This window comes from Methylomonas defluvii (genome assembly GCF_033949435.1).
Taxonomy (GTDB): domain Bacteria; phylum Pseudomonadota; class Gammaproteobacteria; order Methylococcales; family Methylomonadaceae; genus Methylomonas; species Methylomonas defluvii.
This window is the reverse complement of record NZ_JAXARY010000011.1, coordinates 14,211-32,123: the sequence shown is the minus strand read 5'-3', so window position 1 is coordinate 32,123 and position 17,913 is coordinate 14,211. Positions and strand designations below refer to the sequence as shown.

General features: G+C 53.8%; 22 protein-coding genes. 4 read left to right on the top strand and 18 right to left on the bottom strand.

Translation table 11 applies throughout. The features are described 5' to 3' along the window. Nucleotides 1–173 precede the first annotated feature (173 nt). The 7 genes from QLH52_RS12815 to QLH52_RS12785 all read right to left on the bottom strand — a co-directional run bounded on the left by QLH52_RS12815 (nt 174) and on the right by QLH52_RS12785 (nt 5,469). Nucleotides 174–596, bottom strand: coding sequence for a thioredoxin domain-containing protein (locus tag QLH52_RS12815; RefSeq protein ID WP_319961854.1), 423 nt, complete (start codon nt 594–596; stop codon nt 174–176). Beyond that, the gene (locus tag QLH52_RS12810; RefSeq protein WP_319961853.1) at nt 593–889 is read right to left on the bottom strand and encodes a HypC/HybG/HupF family hydrogenase formation chaperone; all 297 of its coding nucleotides are present in this window, start codon (nt 887–889) and stop codon (nt 593–595) included. The genes QLH52_RS12815 and QLH52_RS12810 overlap by 4 nt, the downstream gene beginning before the upstream one ends. Beyond that, entirely contained in the window at nt 889–1,575 is a 687-nt protein-coding gene (locus QLH52_RS12805; RefSeq protein ID WP_319961852.1) for a HyaD/HybD family hydrogenase maturation endopeptidase, read from the bottom strand. The genes QLH52_RS12810 and QLH52_RS12805 overlap by 1 nt, the downstream gene beginning before the upstream one ends. Nucleotides 1,576–1,664: 89 nt before the next feature. Then, nucleotides 1,665–2,360, bottom strand: coding sequence for a Ni/Fe-hydrogenase, b-type cytochrome subunit (cybH, locus tag QLH52_RS12800; RefSeq protein WP_319961851.1), 696 nt, complete (start codon nt 2,358–2,360; stop codon nt 1,665–1,667). Then, nucleotides 2,357–2,572: a hypothetical protein gene (locus tag QLH52_RS12795; RefSeq protein ID WP_205451381.1), complete on the bottom strand. Its 216-nt coding sequence runs from the start codon at nt 2,570–2,572 to the stop codon at nt 2,357–2,359. The genes cybH and QLH52_RS12795 overlap by 4 nt, the downstream gene beginning before the upstream one ends. A 9-nt stretch (nt 2,573–2,581) precedes the next feature. Then, entirely contained in the window at nt 2,582–4,378 is a 1,797-nt protein-coding gene (locus QLH52_RS12790; protein WP_319961850.1) for a nickel-dependent hydrogenase large subunit, read from the bottom strand. Further along, the gene (locus tag QLH52_RS12785; protein WP_205451383.1) at nt 4,378–5,469 is read right to left on the bottom strand and encodes a hydrogenase small subunit; all 1,092 of its coding nucleotides are present in this window, start codon (nt 5,467–5,469) and stop codon (nt 4,378–4,380) included. The genes QLH52_RS12790 and QLH52_RS12785 overlap by 1 nt, the downstream gene beginning before the upstream one ends. A 533-nt stretch (nt 5,470–6,002) precedes the next feature. Between QLH52_RS12785 and QLH52_RS12780 the strand changes: the two genes are divergently transcribed. Beyond that, nucleotides 6,003–6,452, top strand: a complete 450-nt coding sequence (locus QLH52_RS12780; RefSeq protein ID WP_319961849.1) for a hypothetical protein — start codon at nt 6,003–6,005, stop codon at nt 6,450–6,452. 94 nt (nt 6,453–6,546) lie between these two features. Here QLH52_RS12780 and QLH52_RS12775 read toward each other — a convergent pair whose 3' ends face one another. The 9 genes from QLH52_RS12775 to gcvH form a co-directional block, all read right to left on the bottom strand. Further along, nucleotides 6,547–6,876, bottom strand: coding sequence for a hypothetical protein (locus QLH52_RS12775; RefSeq protein WP_319961848.1), 330 nt, complete (start codon nt 6,874–6,876; stop codon nt 6,547–6,549). 189 nt (nt 6,877–7,065) lie between these two features. Beyond that, complete coding sequence (locus QLH52_RS12770) at nt 7,066–7,581, bottom strand: 3'-5' exonuclease family protein (protein WP_319961847.1); 516 nt, start codon at nt 7,579–7,581, stop codon at nt 7,066–7,068. Nucleotides 7,582–7,622: 41 nt separating this feature from the next. After that, a complete protein-coding gene (locus QLH52_RS12765) occupies nt 7,623–8,255 on the bottom strand; it encodes a protein-methionine-sulfoxide reductase heme-binding subunit MsrQ (protein ID WP_319961846.1) in 633 nt (210 codons plus the stop codon). Between the two features lie 2 nt (nt 8,256–8,257). After that, nucleotides 8,258–9,187: a protein-methionine-sulfoxide reductase catalytic subunit MsrP gene (msrP, locus tag QLH52_RS12760; RefSeq protein ID WP_319961845.1), complete on the bottom strand. Its 930-nt coding sequence runs from the start codon at nt 9,185–9,187 to the stop codon at nt 8,258–8,260. 104 nt (nt 9,188–9,291) lie between these two features. Beyond that, the gene (locus QLH52_RS12755) at nt 9,292–9,663 is read right to left on the bottom strand and encodes a hypothetical protein (protein WP_319961844.1); all 372 of its coding nucleotides are present in this window, start codon (nt 9,661–9,663) and stop codon (nt 9,292–9,294) included. An 88-nt stretch (nt 9,664–9,751) separates the two neighbouring features. Next, nucleotides 9,752–10,567, bottom strand: coding sequence for a nucleoside triphosphate pyrophosphohydrolase (mazG, locus tag QLH52_RS12750; RefSeq protein ID WP_319961843.1), 816 nt, complete (start codon nt 10,565–10,567; stop codon nt 9,752–9,754). Continuing rightward, nucleotides 10,564–11,496, bottom strand: coding sequence for a carbohydrate kinase family protein (locus QLH52_RS12745; RefSeq protein WP_319961842.1), 933 nt, complete (start codon nt 11,494–11,496; stop codon nt 10,564–10,566). The genes mazG and QLH52_RS12745 overlap by 4 nt, the downstream gene beginning before the upstream one ends. A gap of 103 nt (nt 11,497–11,599) precedes the next feature. After that, a complete protein-coding gene (locus QLH52_RS12740) occupies nt 11,600–11,959 on the bottom strand; it encodes a diacylglycerol kinase (RefSeq protein WP_319961841.1) in 360 nt (119 codons plus the stop codon). A gap of 9 nt (nt 11,960–11,968) precedes the next feature. After that, nucleotides 11,969–12,352 carry a glycine cleavage system protein GcvH gene (gcvH, locus tag QLH52_RS12735; RefSeq protein WP_033157834.1) on the bottom strand — a complete coding sequence of 128 codons (384 nt, stop codon included), beginning with the start codon at nt 12,350–12,352 and terminating at the stop codon, nt 11,969–11,971. Nucleotides 12,353–12,518: 166 nt separating this feature from the next. On the opposite strand from gcvH, the gene QLH52_RS12730 reads away from it, so the two are divergent. Further along, nucleotides 12,519–13,547 carry an efflux RND transporter periplasmic adaptor subunit gene (locus QLH52_RS12730; RefSeq protein ID WP_319961840.1) on the top strand — a complete coding sequence of 343 codons (1,029 nt, stop codon included), beginning with the start codon at nt 12,519–12,521 and terminating at the stop codon, nt 13,545–13,547. Between the two features lie 7 nt (nt 13,548–13,554). Here QLH52_RS12730 and QLH52_RS12725 read toward each other — a convergent pair whose 3' ends face one another. Next, nucleotides 13,555–14,595: an MJ1255/VC2487 family glycosyltransferase gene (locus QLH52_RS12725; protein ID WP_319961930.1), complete on the bottom strand. Its 1,041-nt coding sequence runs from the start codon at nt 14,593–14,595 to the stop codon at nt 13,555–13,557. Continuing rightward, entirely contained in the window at nt 14,595–15,116 is a 522-nt protein-coding gene (locus QLH52_RS12720; RefSeq protein WP_319961839.1) for a phosphatase PAP2 family protein, read from the bottom strand. The genes QLH52_RS12725 and QLH52_RS12720 overlap by 1 nt, the downstream gene beginning before the upstream one ends. Nucleotides 15,117–15,394: 278 nt before the next feature. On the opposite strand from QLH52_RS12720, the gene QLH52_RS12715 reads away from it, so the two are divergent. Together QLH52_RS12715 and secF are read left to right on the top strand one after the other, a co-directional pair. Beyond that, entirely contained in the window at nt 15,395–16,852 is a 1,458-nt protein-coding gene (locus QLH52_RS12715) for a TrkH family potassium uptake protein (RefSeq protein ID WP_171697502.1), read from the top strand. Nucleotides 16,853–16,950: 98 nt separating this feature from the next. After that, nucleotides 16,951–17,880, top strand: coding sequence for a protein translocase subunit SecF (secF, locus tag QLH52_RS12710; RefSeq protein ID WP_033157829.1), 930 nt, complete (start codon nt 16,951–16,953; stop codon nt 17,878–17,880). The last annotated feature ends 33 nt before the right edge of the window (nt 17,881–17,913 follow it).

Sequence of the window (17,913 nt, the reverse complement as noted above, 5' to 3'; positions counted from 1 at the left end):
GACGGAGATAGTATACGTCCAACCTCACTTCTGCCGCGATAACGACACCAAATTGTTAAAGAGCCGGTGAAGTTCCCTCTCACCCTAGCCCTCTCCCGCAAGGAGAGGGAATCAGACTGCTAAATTACTGAAAGCCTTCGAACGCCAACAGCACAAGCACCGTCAAAAATAAATTAAGCCTGCCCAACACCACAAACCTTCTCCAAATCAAACCCCGGCGGCTGCCCAGGCTCGTCAGCCAAAATCCTGGCAAATTCCTGACCGTATTCCGCCCAATCCTTAATCCCGGTAATCACACCCAAATAGTCGCCGCCGCGCAAAAATACCAAGGACGGCCAACTGCTAAAGTGAAACTTGGCCTGCAACTCGCGTTCGATGGTTTTATCGACTAGCGCACCATGCAACCGGCCGGCAAACACCTTTAACAGCTCCGGCAAGATCACCGCGACGTCGTGGCTTTCCGGAAACATGGCCGGGTCGTTGGCAAAGAAGAGCACCACGGAGTCGTGGCCGTAAATAAAGTTGTCGTAACTGTCGGCATCCAGCAGCGGCAGGCCATGGCGGGAGTGCAACTGTTCCAGCAAGGGCGTGCTCATGTGCGTAAAAACTCCGGCAGTTCGGGTTCGCGGTCGACCAAGTCAGCGAATAAATGGTCGAAGTTAGTTTCGCCTTGCATGGCTAGGCGCATGGCCTCTAGGGCATCGGCGATTTGCGCGGCGCGCTCTGCGGAAATAACTTCCCGCGCTGCGTCCAAAAACACCAACAGCCAAGTGCCGGCGACTTGTTCGCCGACCAACATCATGTCGATCAGTGTGGTTTGGCCGCGATATTCACACAGTGCAGCATCGCCTCGCGATTCGATGACTTGCATGGGGATGCCGATGCACATCAGTATTTGCCCCGGTAATCGACATCGACTTGCAGACTGGGCAAGTCAGACGCAGACGGTGGTTTCACCTCAAAGGCAGCGGATAATACGATGCGTTCATCCCCGAGCCGGCAGGCTTGTTCGGGTGTGGGACGTTCCTGTTCGTAGCGTTGGATATTCAAGATGGGATCGGCCAATACCTGTGGGGTAGCGACGCATTCGGCGAGCACACCAAAATCTTGTAAATAGGTCAAAGCCATATCGATGGCCGGTTGAATCTGCGCCTTGACGGCGGACCGCAGGCTACCGCCGTAGTCTTCCAATTCTTCCGGCTGCACGCCAATCAACAGTAAATGCTGGGGATATTGACCGAGCATTTGCGCCAGGGCCAAGACTTCTTGAAAGCCGGTTTGGTGCAGGCTCATTTTCTTGGCGCCCAGGAAATTCGGCACTTCATCGTTTTCGACCCGCTTGATGGTTGCAGGCGGCAGACCGTAATCCACCGCGTCGAACACCACCAAAACGTCCGCCGCCTGCACATGTTCGATCAGGTATACGCCTTGCGTACCACCATCCACCACTTGCACGTTATCCGGGAAACGGTAGTGTTTTTGCAGATGCTCAATCACCCGTACGCCAAAGCCTTCGTCGGCCCAGAGCAGGTTGCCGATGCCGAGCAGCAGGATGTTGGATGGAGTACTTGCCATGGCTCGCTCAGACAAGCGTAGGGTGGGCACAATCAAGTGCCCACCGTTCGATTCCGCGTGGGCACCAAAACCGTGCCCACCCTACGAATTTAATGCGCATCGTCCACCGGCTTGTCATCTTTAAAGGTCCGCCAGCCGGTCGCAATGGTGGACAGTATGCTCTGCCCGGATAATTTGTCCTCGCGCACCGCGACATAAATATGAATCAGCACGAAACAGACGATGAACCACATCACCAGATGGTGCCAGGTGTGCACGGTTTGACTGTCGCCGAACAGCGGCAACAGCCAACTGCTGAACAGTGTGTATTGCCAACTGCCCTGCCCCTCGCCTTCGCCGTACAAGGCAAAGCCGGTGAAAATCATGAACAACGAGCCCCACACCAACACAAAATGCATCGCCAAAATAGCCAGCGGGTTGTGACCGATATAGTGACGCGGCGACTTGGTCAAGAACGCATACCACAAGACTTCTTGCAAAACGCCGTCCCAAAAATGCGCTTGCAGCAAGGGCGGCAGAAAGATCTGCCGAGCATGTTCGTTGCCGGCAAACGCCCAGTAGATTCGTCCCAGAAAACCGATCACCAGCACATAGCCCGCCGCAAAATGCGCAAAGCGGATATAGCCCATCAGAAAATGCTCGCTGGCTTCGCCGACTGGGGACGGTAACGGCGAGGCAATCAGATAGCCGCTGACCGCCAGTACGGTAATCGCCAAGGCATTGACCGCGTGCCAAAGCCTGACCGGCAACTCGTACACATAAACCGGAGCCAGGGGCGCGCTCATAAGGGTCTCCGCCAGCGGCTCGCCCAGCAGACTGCCACCACGGCCAGCACCAGCAATATCAAGCTACCGCCCAAGGCATAAGGCATGGGCAGGCCTTGGATCAGAAACAGATGTTCCAATGCATGGGTAAAGCTATCGATACCCGGATGGCTGTGAGCATGGGCATTGCCGGCCAGCGCCAGCAGTAACAAAGTCCAAAACAAGTTTTTCATGGCTATTCCTTATCTGACTTGGACGCGGGTTAATTCAGTACCGTCGGGGCTGATCACATGCGTGGAGCAAGCCAAACACGGGTCGAAACTATGCAGTGTGCGCAAAATTTCCACCGGCTCGTCCGGCACCTCGACTTTGGTGTTCATCAGCGAAGCCTCGAAGGCGCCGATATTGCCTTGCTCGTCGCGTGGCGAACCGTTCCAGGTAGTTGGCACCACACATTGGTAGTTGGCGATTTTGGTATCTTCGATTTTCAGCCAGTGGCCCAAGGCACCGCGCGGCGCTTCGGTAAAGCCCACGCCTTTGACACTGCTGGGCCAGGTTTCCGGATCCCAGCGTTCGACATTAGCCGTGCTTAAATCGCCGGCTTTCAGATTGGTGATTAGTTTGTCCATGAAATAACGCATCTTGCCGGCGGCCCATTGCGCTTCCAGACCACGCGCTGCAGTTCTGCCCAAAGTCGAGAACAAGGCACTGACCGGCACATCCAGGGTTTTTAGAACAAAGTTGATCTGCTCGGTGATTTCTTTATTCCCTTGCGCGTAGCCGATGACATAACGGGCCAGCGGGCCAACTTCCATCGCGTGCCCGCGCCAACGCGGCGCTTTGATCCACGAGTATTTGGCACTTTCGTCCAGTTCCTGGATATTGGTGCGGTCGCCCTTGGTTTTCGCGCCGATTTTATAGTTCGGTTCGGTGATGCCATCATAAGGATGCAAACCCAGCGCTTCGTCCGGGTATTTGTACCAGGAGTGGGGCACGTATTCCTTGATTTGCTCTGGATCGGTCAAGTCCACTTCATGAACTTTAGTCAAATCGCCGTTAATGATCGCGCCGCGCGGCATCAGCAAGTTGGCGGCAGAATAGTCGTTGGCTTTGTCCGGAATGTCGCCGTAAGACAGCATACTGGCGCCGGCCAAACCACCGCCGTACATCCAGCCTTTGTAGAACTGCGCAATCGCCAGTAAATCCGGAATGTAGACCTGGTCGATAAAGGTTATCGTACGGTCAATAATCGACGAAATCAGGTTCAAGCGCTCCATGTTCACCGCACCGACCGCGCCGACGCCGTCCAGATTGATCGCGCACGGCACGCCGCCGACCAGCCAATTCGGATGCGGGTCCTTGCCGCCGAAGATGGTGCGGATTTTCATAATGTCCTTTTGAAAATCCAGCGCTTCCAGATAATGGGTCACCGCCAACAAATCGGCTTCCGGCGGCAGCAAATAGGCCGGATTGGTCCAGTAACCATTTTTGAACGGACCCAATTGGCCGGATTCGACAAACTTTTTCAGCCGATTTTGGGTGTCGCGGAAATAGCCCGGTGAAGACTTGGGATTGCTCGGCGAAATCTGTTGTTGCAAGGCCGAAGTTGCCACCGGATCAGCCTTCAAGGCGTTGACCGGATTCACCCAATCCAAGGCATGCAAATGATAGAAATGCACCAAGTGATCGTGCGCCTGCAAGCTGAGCTGCATGATGTTGCGGATCGAGTTGGCGTTTTCCGGAATCTTGATTTTCAGGGCATCTTCAACCGCCCGCACCGAGGTCAAGGCGTGAGTACCGGTACAGACGCCGCAGATGCGTTGCACGAAAGCCCAGGCGTCGCGCGGGTCGCGGCCTTTTAAAATCACTTCCAGCCCCCGCCACATGGTGCCGCTGGAGATGGCGTTACGGATGATGTTGTCGTCGTCGATATTGACTTCGCAGCGCATATGGCCTTCGATGCGGGTCACCGGATCGACCACCACGCGGCGGCCGGCATCGTTTAAATTAAAACCGTTGGGGGTGTTTCGGACTGTCATTATTGCTGCGCTCCTGGTTGTTTATCCCCGGCTTGTTTGGCATTGTTTAAAGCGGTCAAACCGGCATGCGCGGCAACGCCGGCACCCACAATCGCGGCGGCGGTGCCGCCGACCGCATCGGCGTTAGCTTCGATACCAAATTGGTTGATGCCGGTGAGGCGGTCGTAAAAGCTGCCTTTATCCCAGAAACCGTCCTCGGAACAGCCGATACAGCCGTGGCCGGATTGAATCGGAAACGAGGTGCCTTCGTTCCATTTCACTGTGGAGCAGGCGTTATACGTGGTTGGCCCTTTGCAACCCATTTTGTACAGGCAGTGGCCTTGGCGGGCGGCTTCGTCATCCCATTGCTCGACGAATTGGCCGGCGTCGAAATGCGGCCGTCTGTAGCATTTATCGTGGATGCGCTGGCTGTAGAACATTTGCGGCCGGCCTTGTTTATCCAGGGTCGGCAGTTTGTCGAACGTTAGTAGATAAGCCACCACGGCGGTCATCACTTCAGCAATCGGCGGGCAACCAGGCACCTTAATAATCGGCTTGTCGGCCAAGCCGGGGACTTTATGTACCGGCGTCGCTCGAGTGGGATTGGGCTTGGCGGCTTGCACGCAACCCCAGGAAGCGCAAGAGCCCCAGGAAATGATGGCCTTGCAGCTTTCTGCGGCGTATTTCAGCTGATCAACGAAGGGCTTGCCGCCGATGATGCAATACATGCCATCTTCGGCCAGCGGCGGATTGCCTTCCACGGCCAGGATGTAGTTGCCTTTGTATTTTTCGACGATCTCGGTGACGATGGCTTCGGCGTTATGGCCGGCGGCGGCCATGATGGTGTCGTCATAATCCAAGGACAGCATCGACAAGATCACGTCTTTCGCTAAGGGATGGCCGGAACGGATGAAGGATTCCGAGCAGCAGGTGCATTCCAGACCGTGCAGCCACAACACCGGGATGCGCGGCTTGGTTTCCATCGCATGGGCAATTTTCGGCGCAAATGCTGGAGACAAGCCCAGCGAGGCAGCTGTTAAACTGCAAAATTTCAGAAAACTGCGGCGGGTGATGCCTTGTCGGCGCATCACATCGTAAAAGGTTTCGATCATGGATACTCCAGTCGTCGTTATGGCTAATCGAAGTGACTGGCTTGACGACACCACGCGAGTCTGGGCGTTGATTGTTGTTATCCAGTAGCTTCAACAGCAAGTTTTCAAAGCCGCCCCCGCAGCTGTTCCGACCGAGCTACTCCCGGACGGTTGAAAACGTTTGATTGTTATTATTCGAGTTGCAGCACCAACAGCCTTCCGCTACCGGCATTGCCCCGCTTACCCGGTGCAACATCCATGCCGGCCATAGGACAACGTTAAAACCTTTGCATTCGTAAGACTTTTAGGGTTTAACTCGGCTTAGCCTCTGTCTGCTAACCAACAAACTCAACAAAACCACACAACGATTGCCGGAAATACGACATACAGATAACTTTGAGAATGAAGCCTTCGAAAACCTATGCCGCATTTGGTTGACAGGCCAGAGCGTAGGCCACTAAAGTGAATAACCGTCCTCAAGACTGGATTAACCCAAAATAGTTAAGCAGAGACGGCACCGAAGTCCGTTCCACCGCATCGCCAGGAGATCTCTTATGAACCGCGTCATCTTGCTCATGTTACTGACGATTTTTAATCCCAATGCCCTGGCCGATTGGGACCCGGAACTGGAAGCGCAAGAACAAGCACAGCGGGAGGCCACGCAGCGCGCCGAACAAGCCAGAGAACGCGAGGCGCAAAAAATGGTCGACGAGGCCAACGCCAAAGGCAATCGGGAAATGATGGACAGCAAGCGCAAAAACCTCGGCGCAGCGGCCAAGGGTAAATCGGATGCGGAAGTGAATCGTTTGTACGACGCCAAGATCAAACAAACCACAGACGAGGCCAATCGCTTGGCTCAGGAAGCTCGCAGTGCGCTTAGCCAAGGCCAAGGCGCGGCGGCGGTAAAACAAGTGACCGGCAAAAGCCTGCAGGAATTGGAAAATATGTCCGATGAAGAAGCCGACGCCCTGTCTCGGGAATTGGAAAAGAAATACGGGCAATGAGGAAAGTGCCTCGCGCCCGCCGTTCGGATAAATAACCCCCTAGCTTAGAGATTCATCCGCCCACATTCCCTGCAAAGGAACTGCCGGCCCTGGCTTATTCGCCGTCTATTTCTTGTTCCAGCAAGGTCCGCAGACCGGCCGGCATTTCCAGGGTTTCCGGATCCCAGCCTTCCAGCTCCAGCACATCTTTCAGGCATTCTTCCATGATCAAATGGGCTTTCTGGGTAGCATCGGCAATGCGCTGATGTACTCTGGTTTGCACCTCGCTGCCGCTGCGCTCGGAGCAATTGGCCTGATAGTCGAACAGCTTGCGCAAGCTATCGATTTGTCCGCCAACCTGCGACGGACAGGAACACATATACAAAATGCCCTGAACGTTGATGCGTTTGAGTTGCTGATTGCTAAATTGGGTTTCCAGTTTCATGATGCGAGCTCTCGATTTTCTCGTTTATTATAATTATCGGGTTGGCGCCAACCCTGGCTCTAAATCTTTTCCGCCAAATAGGCCGCTAAGCTTCGACCGGCGGCATAGGCTATCAAGGCCAAGGCCAGTTATCAACTTTAGGCAGATTCGTTACGCGCCAAGAGGCGAATTTTAACAATCAATCCAAGATCAAGCCGGCGCTAAGCCACCGCTGATCAATTGCCGGGTACGGGCATAGGTTTCCTGAATGATTAAGGCATCGGTACTGGCCCGATGCCGCAACAAGGCCATATCCTGCATCACTTGCCGTTTGGTTTGGCTCCAGATATCCATCTGCGCTTCTTTTAATATCATTTCCAGGGCGCTGAGATAAAAACCCGGCTGTACGCCGCAGCGGAAGAACAAGCGAGATAACCATGGCTTATCGACCACCCAGCCATCGCTATACACCGTTTTACCGGCTAAAAAATCATTCAATTCGCTGGCCACCAGGGCGACGGGTTTTCCACAATTGATTAAGATCTCCCGACTGAGGCCATGCACGCGCTCAGCCTGCGCATCCCAGTGAGTCCAATCGCTGGCCGGCTTGATCAGCGCGCAATATTTTTGCCCGTTTCCCAATACCACGCCTACTTCGATGGGATAACTATCGAAGCCAAACCCGGAGGCTTCAAAATCGATGACATTCGGTCTGATGGTTTGCAACTGAGCATCCCTTTGCAAATCGTAAAACGTGTAAGCCTAGCCTAAATCGACGAATAAGATCGACGTAAACGGGCCGATTTAATTTTATAAAACCAGCGCAAAGCCAGTAACAAAACCAGTATGCCGCCGAACAGCAAGGGCCGGCTCAGATCTTTTTTGACCAGCCAAGCAAAATGCACCACGCCGGCCGCGGCAATCGGGTAAACCAAACGGTGCAAGCGTTTCCAGTTTTCGCCGCCGAGCCGGCGCTGCATGGCGTTGGTAGAGGTTACCGCCAGCAGAATCAGTAGCACAAACGCCGCAAAGCCCACGGTAATGTATGGGCGCTTCAGGATGTCCTTGGCTATAGCCGACCAATCGAAAAACTGGTCCAACACCAAATACGTCGAAAAATGCAGGCAAGCATAAAAAAATGCAAACAAGCCCAGCATCCGCCTGAGCCGGACCAGCCAATTTGCGCCGCTTAGCTGCCGCAGCGGCGTGACGCCGAGACTGATCAGCAAAAACGTCAAGGTCCAATAACCGGTATTGTGGGTGATTTTTTCGATGGGATTAGCACCCAATTGATCTTGCCAGGCCGCCGTCAGCAATAACCCCAGGGGCAGTAAAGCCGCCAAAAACACCAGCGGTTTTAGACGCCGCAGGTGACTATCGTCAAGCGTTTTCCAATTCACAATCAAAAATTTTTAGCCAAATCCATCCCGGCATACAAACTGGCTACTTGCTCGGCATAGCCATTGAACGGCAAGGTCGGCCGTTTTAGAAACTCGCCCAAGCGGCGCTCCTTGGCTTGGCTCCAGCGCGGATGATCGACTTCCGGGTTGACGTTGGCATAAAAGCCGTATTCGTTTGGACCCGCCTGCATCCAACTGGTGGTCGGCTGCTGCTTGAGCAAACGAATCTTGACGATGGATTTGGCGCTTTTGAAACCGTATTTCCACGGCACGACAATACGTACCGGCGCGCCGTTTTGATTAGGTAACACTTCGCCGTACAAACCAAAAGTCAGCAAAGCCAAGGGATGCATGGCTTCATCGATGCGCAGGCCTTCCCGATACGGCCACTCCAATACCGCCCGCCGTTGACCGGGCATTTGCTCGGGGTCGTGCAGGCTGACGAATTCCACATAACGCGCCTCGTTGGTCGGTTCCACTTGTTTCAGCAGCTCCGCTAAAGGATAACCCAACCAGGGAATCACCATCGACCAGGCCTCCACGCAACGCAGGCGATAAATGCGCTCCTGCATCGGTGCCAATTTCAGCAAATCTTCGATGGCAAATTGTTTGGGTTTGCGGACTTCGCCTTCTACACTCACCGTCCAGGGCCGGGTTTTAAGGCGGCCGGCCATTTTTGCCGGACCTTCCTTGCTGGTATCGAATTCGTAGAAATTATTGTATTGGCTGACGTCTTCCAGAGGCGTCAATTTATCGGTCAGGCCGTAAGCCTCGGAAAGACTACTGGTAAGTTTTTCCCCGCCAACCGCAGCTCCCGCCAACAACGCGGCAGAGCCGCCGAGTGCCAATTGCATAAAATGCCGGCGCTGGTAAAACAACTCGCGTGGCGTGATTTCGGAAACGGGAATTGCGGGGATGCCGGGAAGTTTCATGGGGACGCCTCTTAAAAAGTTTAGAACCACTCGACCGTAAACCGGGCCGGCAGTTCCGCTTGCGGCAAAATCAGGCCATGGGCTTTGCTATGATCATCCGCGCTCTATTTATGTGGCTTTTTCTTGCTGTCCGACTTTTTAGCTGTCGCCTTTTTTGTGGCCGTCTTTTTTGCGGACTTACTGAGCTTGGCGGCTTTTTTATGCGCGGATTGCTGCGGTTTTTCCTCCGCTGTCAGTTTCGCGGCGTCAGTTTGCGCAGACTGCTCTGCCAGGTCTGCACTATCCGGCGGTAAATCCGGCATCGGCAATGTGGCAGCGTCGTTGCCGTCATCAACGGCTGACCGGTCGCAGTCGGGTAAATCTTGGTCTTCAGACGAGCAAATGACTCGATAGATAATTTTCCGGTCGTCGTTTTTACCGGTTTTAGGCTCTAACGGCTTAACAACCGGCGCGGTGTCGTCCGAGATTGTGCCCAATAATTCGGCCGCGGCTGTTTCACTGTATGCCCAAACGCTAAAAAGCAAACTGAGGTGTATTAGGCGACTGACATCGCTCCTACGCAAACTAGCCATGGGGCTGCAATTGCTTTAAATGACGCTTGGCTTCGTCCCATAAGCCATCCAGTTCCGCCAATTCGCATTCGCGCAGCTCTCGGCCGGAGGCTTCCACTTGCTTTTCGATGTAATTGAAGCGGCGGGTGAATTTTTTAGTGGCTTCGCGCAAGGCGATTTCCGGGTTGACTTTCAGGTGCCGAGCCAGATTGACAACCACCAGCAGCAAATCGCCGATTTCTTCCTGGACATGCGCTTGATCGCCGGATTGCCAGGCTTCGTGGACTTCCTGCAGCTCTTCGCGCACTTTGTCGAATACCGGCTCGGTTTCCGGCCAATCGAAACCGTGGCTAGCGGCACGATTTTGGATTTTCTCGCACTGCACCAGGGCCGGCAGGCTTTGCGCGACGCCGGCCAACACACTTTCGGTGTGCTGCGCAGGCTGTTTCAAACGGCGTTCTTGCGCTTTGGCCTCGTCCCAGGCTTGCTGGCGCTGCTCATCGGTATCGAATTTAACCTCGGCAAACACATGCGGATGCCGACTCACCAGCTTTTCGCTAATTGCCGCCGCGACTTGCTCGAAATCGAACAAACCGCGCTCATCGGCAATTTGCGAGTGAAACACGACTTGCAGCAACAGGTCACCCAATTCGCCACGTAAATCGTCGAAATCGTTACGTTCGATGGCGTCGGCCACCTCGTAAGCTTCTTCGATGGTGTAGGGAATCAGGCTATGGAAATCCTGCTTGACGTCCCAGGCGCAACCCCTCTCCGGGTCGCGCAAGCGGACCATCAACGCCAGCAATTCCTGGGTTTTAGTCAAACTCAAAACGTCGAACCAAAGGTATCCTGATAGCGTTTTTTGAACTCCGCCATCGTGAAGGTGTGGTTCTGGGTGCCATTGTGCTCAATTTTGATCGCGCCCAACAGTGAAGCAATCCGCCCGGTAACATCCCAATCGTAATCGTTGATCAGACCATACAGCAGACCAGCCCGATAAGCGTCTCCGCAGCCGGTGGGGTCCAGCAGTTGTTTGGGCTTGGCGGGCGGAATATCGATCACTTCGCCGCGCGTGTATACCTTGGAACCGTTACCGCCCAAGGTGATGATCAAGGCGTCGACTTTTTCGGCAATTTGCTCCAACGTCAGGCCTGTGCGCTGCTGCATCAACTCCGACTCATAGTCGTTAAAGGTGGCGTAATTAGCCAGTTCCAGGAACGCCAACAATTCTTCGCCATCGAACATCGGCATGCCTTGGCCGGGATCGAAAATAAACGGAATGCCTTGCTCGGCGAATTGCTGGGCGTGCTCTTGCATGCCTTGCTTACCGTCCGGGGAGACGATACCAATGGTAATGCCCGAGTCGGCCGGCACGGTGTTTAAATGCGAAAAACTCATGGCACCGGGATGGAAAGCTGTGATTTGGTTATCGTCTACATCGGTGGTGATATAGGCTTGACCGGTGTAATGATCGTCCAGCACCTTGATATAACGGCTGGAGATGCCGCATTGGCTCAGCCATTGGGCGTAGGGTTCGAAATCGTGGCCGACGGTCGCCATGATGGACGGCTCTTCCTGCAACAGTTTCAAGTTATACGCAATGTTGCCGGCGCAGCCGCCGTATTCGCGGCGCAAGGCCGGCACCAGGAAAGACACGTTAAGCATGTGAACTTTCTCTGGCAGGATGTGATGTTTAAATTTGTCGTGAAACACCATGATGGTGTCGTAGGCCATGGAGCCACAGATCAATGCACTCATTATTATCCTTGTTTGACGATTTTAGCCGCCCTAAGGTAACGGATGTTTGAAACAGGCACAAGACGAAAGCGACAAAATCAGCCGCTCTCCTTGCCTTTATCCCTTACCAAAGAATCAACGCCCAGGTCACGCCGGCCCAAATCAAGGACAACATGACTGCCGCCGAGCCTATGTCCTTGGCGCGTCCGGATAACTCGTGATGCTCGAAACCGACCCTGTCCACGACCGCTTCTACCGCGGAATTCAGCAACTCCACCAGCAACACCAAAACCACGCTGCCGATTAACAAGACTTTTTCGATAGCGGTTTGCCCCAACCAGATCGCCAACGGCGTTGTGACCACGAACAAGGCCACTTCCTGGCGAAACGCTTCCTCGTGCTGCCAGGTGGCCTTGAAACCGGCGACCGAAAAAAAGCAGGCGTTAATCAGCCGCTTAAGTCCCTTTGCATTTTGATTTGCCATTACTTATTCCTACTCCTCGATCAGGGTCCGATAACCATCGGCATCCATTAATTGTTCCAGTTCCGCCGGATTATCGGCTTTGATGCAAAACAGCCAGGTTTGATACGCGCCGTCATTCACCAACTCCGGCTCGTCTGTCACCGCTTCGTTGACTTCAACCACGCTGCCGCTGACCGGGCTGAACAAATCGGAAGCGGTTTTGACCGATTCCACCACCGCCAGTTGTTCGCCCGCTTTTACGACCCGGCCCACATCCGGCAAGCCGATAAAAACGATGTCGCCCAATTCGGACTGCGCGAAGTCGGTGATACCGACGCGCACCAGATTGCCGTCTTCCAGCTTGGCCCATTCATGGGTTTGCGCATATTTCAAATTTTCAGGTGTTTCACTCATTTGCATTTCCCTCAAGCCGTGACAGTAATCCGAAAGGATAACCGGCTATTTTTTTAACACAACAAAAAATTACAGACGTCAGCCCAAACTTTATAATCCCAACTCTATGGGGAGCACTTACAACAAGTTCGGCCATTAAGACGTCAAACTACATTTAACAAAATTCATGCGAATAGCACTTTTCCTAGCAGGCTGGCTTGGCTTTGTTAGCCTGACTCCAACCGCCGCCAAGGCGGACGATGACGACGCCCCCACACGCACCGCCCAACCGAAACCGGCCGGCAGCAATGTCGCCCCCGATGTGTTACAGCTAGACAGCGCCGCGCAAAAGCTAGCCGGCATTCAAACCCAAACACTGGTAGCGGTTAAACAAACACCCGAATTTGCCGCTTACGGCACGGTCGTCAACCTGGAACCGCTGCTAAGCATCCGCCAGCAATTCCTGGCCGCCAGCGCCCAGCAAGACAGCGCCCAAGCCCGTTACAGCGAGGCGGCGCAAAACCTGAACCGCACCCGCGACCTGCATCAACAGGACATCGTTTCCACCCGCCGCTTGCAGGAACAGCAAGCTATCTGGCAGGCGGACAAAGCCAATCTGGCTGCCAACAGCTATCAGCAGCAACTCATAGCAGCCAACAGCCGCCTAGTCTGGGGCGATACCTTGAGCCACTGGTTTACCCATGCTCAGGATAAAAACGCCATGCAACTGCTGGAACATCGCGCCCAGTTACTGCAAATCACCCTGCCCGCGAATAGCCGGCTCGATCCCGGCGTCAAGCTTATTCATATCCACGAACGCGACCAGCGCCAAGCAGCCTTGCCTGCCGAGCTGATTTCCGCCGCCCCGCAAGTCGATCCTGTGTCACAAGGCCCGCGTTATTTTTTCAAGTGTGCGGACTGCCAACTGCCGTTCGGCACCCACATCACCGCCTGGGTTCCGGAGGGCGGCCAAGTCAGTAGCGGCGTCAATATCCCGCAACCGGCCTTGGTCTGGCATCTGGGTCAGGCGTTTGTGTTTATCAAAACCGATGCGGAGCATTTCAATCGCCGGCCGCTCAAGCAATACAGCAGCACTAGCCAGGGTTATTTCGTGGCCGACGATTTGCGGCCCGGCGAGGAAATAGTGACCACTGGCGCGCAAACGCTGTTATCGCAGCAGTTGAAAGGACTGATACCCGACGAAGATAAAGATTAGCGCCGGCCTAGTGTTGTATCTGCAGCACCTGGACCGACTCCCAAACCCGCTCGGTAAACTCCGCGTCCATCGCAGGCATGCCATCCTGGAGCCACTGCACGATCACTTTAGCGATATTGGGATAGGTGACATGCACCGCATGCGGATTGTGCAGCCAGTCCTCGATCACCGCGTCATCCAAATCAAACATCGTATGGCCGTAGCCCAGTTGCTTTAATGCTTCGGCGTTGGAAATCTGCTCCATTTGCGCGTGCAATGGCTTGACCAGGATCTTCTTGCCCAATTGCAAGGACTCGCTGGCCAATTCGAAGCCCGCATTGCTGATGATGCCGGCGCAATCGTACAAATCCCTCTGGAAACCTGCTCTGGACAGTTGCTTGCAAACGATGTGCGGATATTTCGACACCGCCGGTTCCGGCGAGTACACATGAAACTCAAAATTTTCGAATGGGCACAGCAGCTTAACCACTACTTGCGGATCTTCGAAAGGCAAATACACCAATATTTTATTGGCCTGGGTGTTTTGCGGAAACGCCGGGGTTTCGATAATCGGCGGCAAAATCGGTTGGCCGAAATGGTGCCAGTGCAGACCTATGCCGATGTCCGCCGGGGCAAAATACTTCATCACCTGCTCGGCAATCGGATCGCCGCCGGCCCGGGGAATTTTGTGTCCAAAGGCGTATTGATGGCCGACACCCAAGACTTTTTTCTTTTGCCGCCTTGCCGCCCAGGCTGTGACCGGCTCGAAATCACTGATCACCAAATCGTAAGCGCTTAAGTCCAGGCTGCTGATGTCTCTGATAAAGCGGATAGGACTGGCCTCCAACGCGGTTTTTACGTAACTGACCTGGCCGTTATGGGTGTTAAAGGTCAAGCCGGTTTTGACTTGATAGCCGTTGAATACTTCCATATCGAAGTATTTGTCCGCCGGCCGGCCGGTAAATTGGAAGGTCACATCAAAACCCGCCGCATACAGTTCTTTCGCCATCACTCTGGCGCGGGTGATGTGCCCATTACCTGTACCTTGCACGCCATAAAAAATTTTCATCATAAAATGTAATTGAGACTAAAAATTGCCGCGCCAACCCCCAAGACCACGCCCATCAGCGTGTCGGTGGGAAAATGCACGCCCAAAACCACTCTGGAAAAACCGACCAGCGCGGCCCAAACATAAAGAACCGGCAGCAACGCAGGCGCGAAATAGCCCACTAAGGTTGCCACCATGAATGCGGCCGAAGTATGTCCGGAGGGAAAACTGAATTGGTCCGATGGCGTAATCACGCTCTGGAAATCCTCCAGCGCTTGTTGCGGACGGTTGCGTTTAAAGCCTTTTTTTAGCAGCGTATAGACCGGTCTTTCGATTAGAAACGCTAATATCATGGCGCGTAACAACGCATCGTTGCTGCCTTGATCCCAATACAGCCAAGCCGCGAGAAGCACATACAGCAAACCGTCGGCGGTGCGGGAAATCATGCAGCAAAAACGCACTAGGTAGGCATGAATGGCAACGCTGTTCAACCAGGTAAACATCGTCACGTCGTACTTATGAATGGAGTAAATCAGCTTCATGGTCTGGCCCTCGTTGTTTGCCGCGCGCGTCGACCGCGATCTTCACGCAGCAGTTGAAAATCTTCGATTTTCCGTTTCACGTTGATCCCTGATGACGAGGCCAGCTTAGAGATGCTTTGTGACAACAATATGAAGCTTTGTTTAAGCTTATGTGACAGGCGCATTTCGGCGATTGTTTGTTACAATTGCCGGCTGCGACGCGCTCGGCTGTTTGGCGCGTTCGAGACCGGCGATCTATAACAACACGGCAAAACCTTTTCGGTTTTAATCAGGGCACTATGCAACGTTTTTGCACTATAGGTTTTGTACTCGGCCTGATCTTGATGGTCTTCGGCGTGACCTACGCGCTACCCATAGCCACTTCGCTGTATTTCGAGGATGGCATGGTCGATCACTTTGTAAACGGCATGTCGCTGAATATAGGGATTGGCAGTCTGCTTTCCGGCGTGACCATGCGCTTTCGCGGCGATGTGAAAACCCGAGACGGCTACTTGCTGGTAGCTTCGTTCTGGGTATTGATGTCTTCCGCGGCCACATTGCCGCTGATTTGGGGCATACCCGGCCTGTCGTTCACGGACGCTTTTTTTGAATGCGTTTCCGGCTTTACCACCACCGGCGCCACGGTATTGGTCGGTCTGGACAATTTGGCCCCGTCACTGAACCTCTGGCGACACGAGCTAAACTGGATAGGTGGATTGGGCATCATCGTCCTGGCCGTGGCGATTCTGCCATTGCTAGGCGTCGGTGGTATGCAATTGTACAAGGCCGAGATTGCCGGCCCGGTAAAGGACAGCAAAATCACCCCGCGCATCACCGAAACCGCCCGCTTGCTCTGGCTAGTCTACGCCGGCGCCACCTTAGCCTGTATCCTGGCATTGAATTTGGCCGGCATGGGTTGGTTCGACGCCATTTGCCACTCATTTTCCACTCTCGGCCTGGGTGGGTTTTCGACACACGACGCCAGCATCAGCTTTTACGATTCCGCAGCTATCGAACTGGTGCTGACTATTTTCATGCTGATCGCCGCGATGAATTTCGCGACACATTACACGGTACTGCATAATCGCAGCCTTAAGCCGTATTTGTCCGACCCGGAAGCGATACCAATGCTGGGTGTCATAGCCTGTAGTACCTTACTTTGCAGCAGCTATCTTTGGCATTTCGATATTTACCCGGATTTTTTCATTTCTCTGCGTCATGTTACTTTCAACCTGGTTTCTATTGCCACCGACTGCGGCTTCGCCAGCATCGATTACGACACATGGCCACCCTTTGTCCCTTGGTGGATGCTGTATTTAAGCTGCATCACAGCCTGCACCGGCTCAACCGGCGGTGGCATCAAAATGTTCAGAACCCTACTGCTGTGGAAACAAGCAGGACGGGAAATGTTCAGCCTGCTGCATCCCCGCGCAGTCAATCCCATTCGGATTGGCGACACGCCGATTGCCAACAAAATCATCTTTGCCGTTCTGGCGTTTATTTTTCTGTATTTCATCTCTATCGTGGTGATGACTTTCACCCTGATCTTTACCGGACTGGACCCGATTTCCGCCCTTAGCGCCGTAATCGCCTGTATTAATAACGCTGGCCCTGGTTTAAACCAGCTAGGCCCATCACATAGTTACGCCAGCCTCAGTGATTTCCAAACCTGGATTTGCGCAATAACCATGTTACTCGGCCGTCTGGAAGTCTTTACGCTAATCGTGCTTTTTACACCCACTTTCTGGAGAAAATAGTACAATTCGTCGCCTTATCGTCCGCAAGCCCTCTATAAAAACAACATAGACTTAGCGTGACCGGATCGCAACACTCACCACTTATCAGGAACATTGGCATGACTTCCGCTACACATATTGATTTTCTTAGTAAAAGAAAGCTGGCCTTTTACTTTTCCGGCACGCTGCTGTTAATTTCCATTGTTTCATTTTTCGTCAAGGGTCTGGATCTGGGCATAGACTTTACCGGCGGCAGCGTCTACGAATTGCATTACAACCAAGCCGCCGATCTGGACAAAATGCGCAGCACTCTGGAACAACAAGGCTTCGCCGATGCCAATCTGCAACATTTCGGCAGCGCGGCTGACGTGTTAATCCGCTTGAAGCCGGTAGAAAACATCAGCCAAAAAGAGCTTAGCGAAAAAGTGCTAAATGTCGCTAACAGCAGCCAAAGCCAACCCGGCGAACTGCGCCGCGTGGAATTCGTCGGCCCGCAAGTGGGCGATGACTTGGTCAACGATGGCGGCCTGGCCCTGTTCTTCGCTTTTGTCGGCATCATGTTTTACGTCAGCATTCGCTTTGAGTGGAAATTATCCTTGAGCGCGATCGCTGCCTTATTCCACGACAGTATCATCACGATGGGTTTTTTCTCGGTATTTGGCTGGGAATTCGACATGACCGTGTTGTCGGCGATTTTGGCGTTGATCGGTTATTCCATCAACGACACCATCGTGGTCTACGACCGGATTCGTGAAACCGTCCGCACCAGTCGCATCAAGGAATCGATTAACGACATCGTCAATACCGCGCTGAACGACACGCTGAGCCGGACCATTCTGACCTCGTTAACCGTCTTCTTAACACTGTTGGCCCTAGCTTTCCTCGGCGGCAAAACCATCCACGGCTTTGCGATTGCTATGCTGATCGGCGTCGTTAAAGGCACCTACTCGTCGATTTACATCGCCAGCTCGCTCGCTTTGAGCCTGGGCTTGAGCCGCGACGACCTGATGCCGCCCGCCAAAGACAGCGTCGTCGACGACATGCCTTAACCCGAATTTTCATTTATCACTTCAAGCGAACGC